The following is a 3409-nucleotide window of genomic DNA, read 5'->3' as shown; positions in this document are numbered from 1 at the left end:
CCCATCAGCTCGGGGTTGATGTAGCCGGTCTGCATACCCCACAGGTAGCCCGCCAGCCCGGCCAGGCTGCCGGCCAGCGTGAAGGCCGCGAGCTTGTAGCCAAAGCTGCCAAAGCCCAGGGCGCGCATGCGGTGCTCGTTGACGCGAATGCCGGCCAGCGCCCGGCCGAACGGGCTCCACAGCAGGCGGCGCAAAAAGGCATAGACCGCCAGCATGGCGCCCAGGGTGAAGTAGTAGAGCGTGACTTTGCTGTCCAGATTCCACCAGGAAAAAGGCGGCACCCAGCCAAAGATCGCGATGTCGGGCTTGAAGTTGATGTACAGGCCGTCGGAGCCGCCCAGGATTTTGTTGTCAAAGAACAGGTAGAACACCATCTGGGCAAAGGCCATGGTGACCATGATGAAGTAGATGCCGTGGGTGCGCACCACAAAAAAGCCGATGACCAGCGCCGCCAGACCCGAGGCCAGCACCGCCAGCGGCAAGGTCCACCACAGGCTGACAGCCTCGCCCTGCGGCGTCAGGAAGGCCAGGGCGTAGCCGGCGATGCCGAAGAAGGCGGCATGGCCCAGCGAGACCAGGCCGGTGACACCCTGCAGCAAGTCCAGGCTCATGGCAAAAATCGCCATGATCATCATGCGGGTCACCATCTGGGTGTAGAAGTCGGTGCCCACGAAAGGGAAGGCGACGAGGGCGACCAGGCCCAGGCTAAGTGCCACCTGCACGCCGCGCGGCAGGATTTCGAGGTTGGATTTTGCGGAGCTCATTGTTTAAAGAGCCCTTCGGGCTTCCAGAGGAGAACGCCGGCCATCAGCATGTAGACCAGCATGCCGGCCACCGAGGGCAGCAGCACCTTGCCAAAGGTGTCGACCAGGCCGACCAGCAGCGCCGCAATCAGCGCGCCGCGCACCGAGCCGATGCCGCCTATCACGACCACGACAAAACACATGATCAGCACCTGCGAGCCCATGTTGGGGTAGACGCTGGCAATCGGCGCGGCGATCATGCCGGCCACCGCCGCCAGCCCGACGCCGAGTGCGAACACCACGGCGTGGATCAGCTTGATGTTGATGCCCAGCGACTCGGCCATGTCGCGGTTGAAGGCGCCGGCGCGTATCTTCATGCCGAGCCGGGTCTTGGCGATCAGCAGGTACAGGCCCAGCGCCAGCGCCAGGCAGACGCCCGACATGAACAGGCGGTAGACCGGGTAGGACAGCGTGTCGGTCAGCGGGATGGAGGCGCCGAGCAGCTCGGGAATGGGCACGCCGTGCACGTCGTCGCCCCACAGAATCGAGCGCAGCTCTTCAAAGATGTAGATCAGGCCAAAGGTCAGCAGCACCTGATCGAGGTGGTCGCGCTGGTAAAAATGGCGAAACAGCAGCCATTCGAGCGCCAGCCCAAACAGCACCGAGAGCACGGCGCCCAAAATAATGGCCAATGCCAGGCTGCCCAGCTGCGCGCTGAGCGACCAGGCCAGGTAGGCGCCCAGCATGTAAAAGCTGCCATGGGCCAGGTTGACCACGCCCATGATGCCGAAGATCAGCGTCAGGCCGGCGGCCAGCATGAACAGCAGCAGGCCGTACTGCACGCTGTTGAGCAGCTGGATGAGGAAGTTGGCTAGATCCATTGGGTGAACACTGGTTGCGCCGGCTCAGGCGTGGCGGCGCGTGAGCAGCAGCAGGCTGCCCATCAGCGTGAAAAGGCCGCCCGAGACGCGATTGAACCAGCGCACGGTGCGGCTGGAACGCAGCAGCGGCGCGATGCGCGACACGCCGAGCGCACAGCACGTCAGCACCGTGAATTCAAACGCCATGAAGGTGAGGGCGAGGATGGCGAACTGCGGCGCAAAGGGTGCGGTCGGGTTCAGGAACTGCGGAAAGAAGGCCGCAAAAAATAGCACGGCCTTGGGGTTGCTGGCGCCAACCAGAAAACCGCGCAAAAAAAATGAGCGGCGCGATGTTTCGATACCGCCTGTACCAGACCGCAGCACCGCGGCCTCGCTGCGGAAAGTCTTGATACCCAGCCAGATCAGGTAAGCCGCACCGATGACCTTGGCTACCGTGAAGGCCGCCTCCGATGCCGCCAGCAGGGCGCCCAGCCCGAGTGCGGACAGCAGCATCACGCACAGCACGGCGCTGACACTTCCGGACACGGACGTCATGGCCTTGCGCGGCCCATGGTTCAGGGCATGGGTCATGCACATCAACATGGTCGGCCCCGGCGTGAGGATCAGCTGGGCCACGGCAGCGACATAGAGGAGGTAGGTGGTAAGCGTCATGATGGTGAAGATAGCATCGCTGCAAGACGGCAAGCACGCCCCGCACCAGTTGTGTTCAAAAAAAGAATCGGAACGAGGCGCGATACGCAGTGAGCGACCGCGGGAACGCTTCAACCCAGCCGGGGCCGCGGAACCGGCTTCGCCGGGCCGCAGGCGCGCGGGCCCCTCGGGGGCCAGGGAGCTACACGCAGTGAGCGACCGTGGGGGCCACGTTCAACCCATTTTGCAGCCGGCGCCCGAATCGGCCAGCGCCTTGGCGGCAATGCCGATGACCTTGTTTTCCTTGTTTTCAACGCGGCGCAGGTAAATGTCCTGCACCGGGTTGTGCGACTTGCTCATGGTCCACTTGCCGCGCGGGCTGTCGATGGTGGCGCCTTCCAGGGCCTTGTACAGCGCCGGCTTGTTGGCCAGGTCGCCCTTGACGGCGTTGGCGCCCTGCACCAGCAGCAGGCCGGTGTCGTAGCCCTGCACCGCGTACACATCAGGCTGGGCCTTGTAGGCCTTGGCATAGTCGAGGCGGAATTTCTTGTTGCGCGGCGTGTCCAGCGAGTCGCTGTAGTGCATGGTGGTGATGATGCCGTCGGCAGCGGGGCCGGCGGCGTCCAGCACGCCTTCGGTCAGAAAGCCCGAACCATACAGTGGAATCTTGTCTTTCAGGCCGGCGGCGGCGTAGTCGCGGATGAACTTGGCCGCGCCGCCACCAGCAAAAAAGCAGGCCACGGCATCGGGCTTGAGCGCGGCGATTTCGGTCAGCAGGGCCTGGAACTCGACGTTGGGGAAGGGCAGGCCCAGCTCCTTGACGATGGTGCCGCCCGCCGCGGTGTAGCTTTCCTTGAAGCCCTCGAAGGCTTCGTCACCAGCGGCGTATTTCCAGGTGATCCAGACGGCTTTTTTGTGGCCCTTGGCGACCATGGCCTGGCCCAGCGCGCGTGTCGGCTGCGAGTTGCTGAAGGAGGTGCGAAACACATTCGGCGCGCACAGGCCGCGCGTGGCGGCATGCACGCCGGCATTCGGAATCAGGCTCAGCACGCCGCTGTCGCGCGCGACTTTCTGGATGCCCATCTGCACGCCCGAGTGCACGGTGCCGACCAGCACATCGACCTTGTCGCGCTGCACCAGCTTGCTGGCGTTTTC

The 3409-nt window shown here is 64.1% G+C and carries 4 protein-coding genes; all 4 read right to left on the bottom strand.

The features are described 5' to 3' along the window. The coding region (locus RMO23_RS13795) for a branched-chain amino acid ABC transporter permease (RefSeq protein WP_309682565.1) at window positions 1–764 on the bottom strand (764 nt) is incomplete at its 3' end. Continuing rightward, entirely contained in the window at window positions 761–1624 is an 864-nt protein-coding gene (locus RMO23_RS13790) for a branched-chain amino acid ABC transporter permease (RefSeq protein ID WP_309682562.1), read from the bottom strand. The genes RMO23_RS13790 and RMO23_RS13795, both read right to left, overlap by 4 nt. A gap of 24 nt (window positions 1625–1648) precedes the next feature. Next, window positions 1649–2275 carry a LysE family translocator gene (locus RMO23_RS13785; RefSeq protein ID WP_309682560.1) on the bottom strand — a complete coding sequence of 209 codons (627 nt, stop codon included), beginning with the start codon at window positions 2273–2275 and terminating at the stop codon, window positions 1649–1651. 213 nt (window positions 2276–2488) lie between these two features. Next, window positions 2489–3409 (bottom strand): ABC transporter substrate-binding protein (locus RMO23_RS13780; RefSeq protein WP_309682558.1); only part of this gene is annotated, 921 nt, incomplete at its 5' end.

This window comes from Polaromonas sp., assembly GCF_031411155.1.
Taxonomy (GTDB): Bacteria; Pseudomonadota; Gammaproteobacteria; order Burkholderiales; family Burkholderiaceae_C; genus Polaromonas.
The sequence above is the reverse complement of the archived record's forward strand: the minus strand, read 5'-3'. Positions and strand labels throughout refer to the sequence as shown.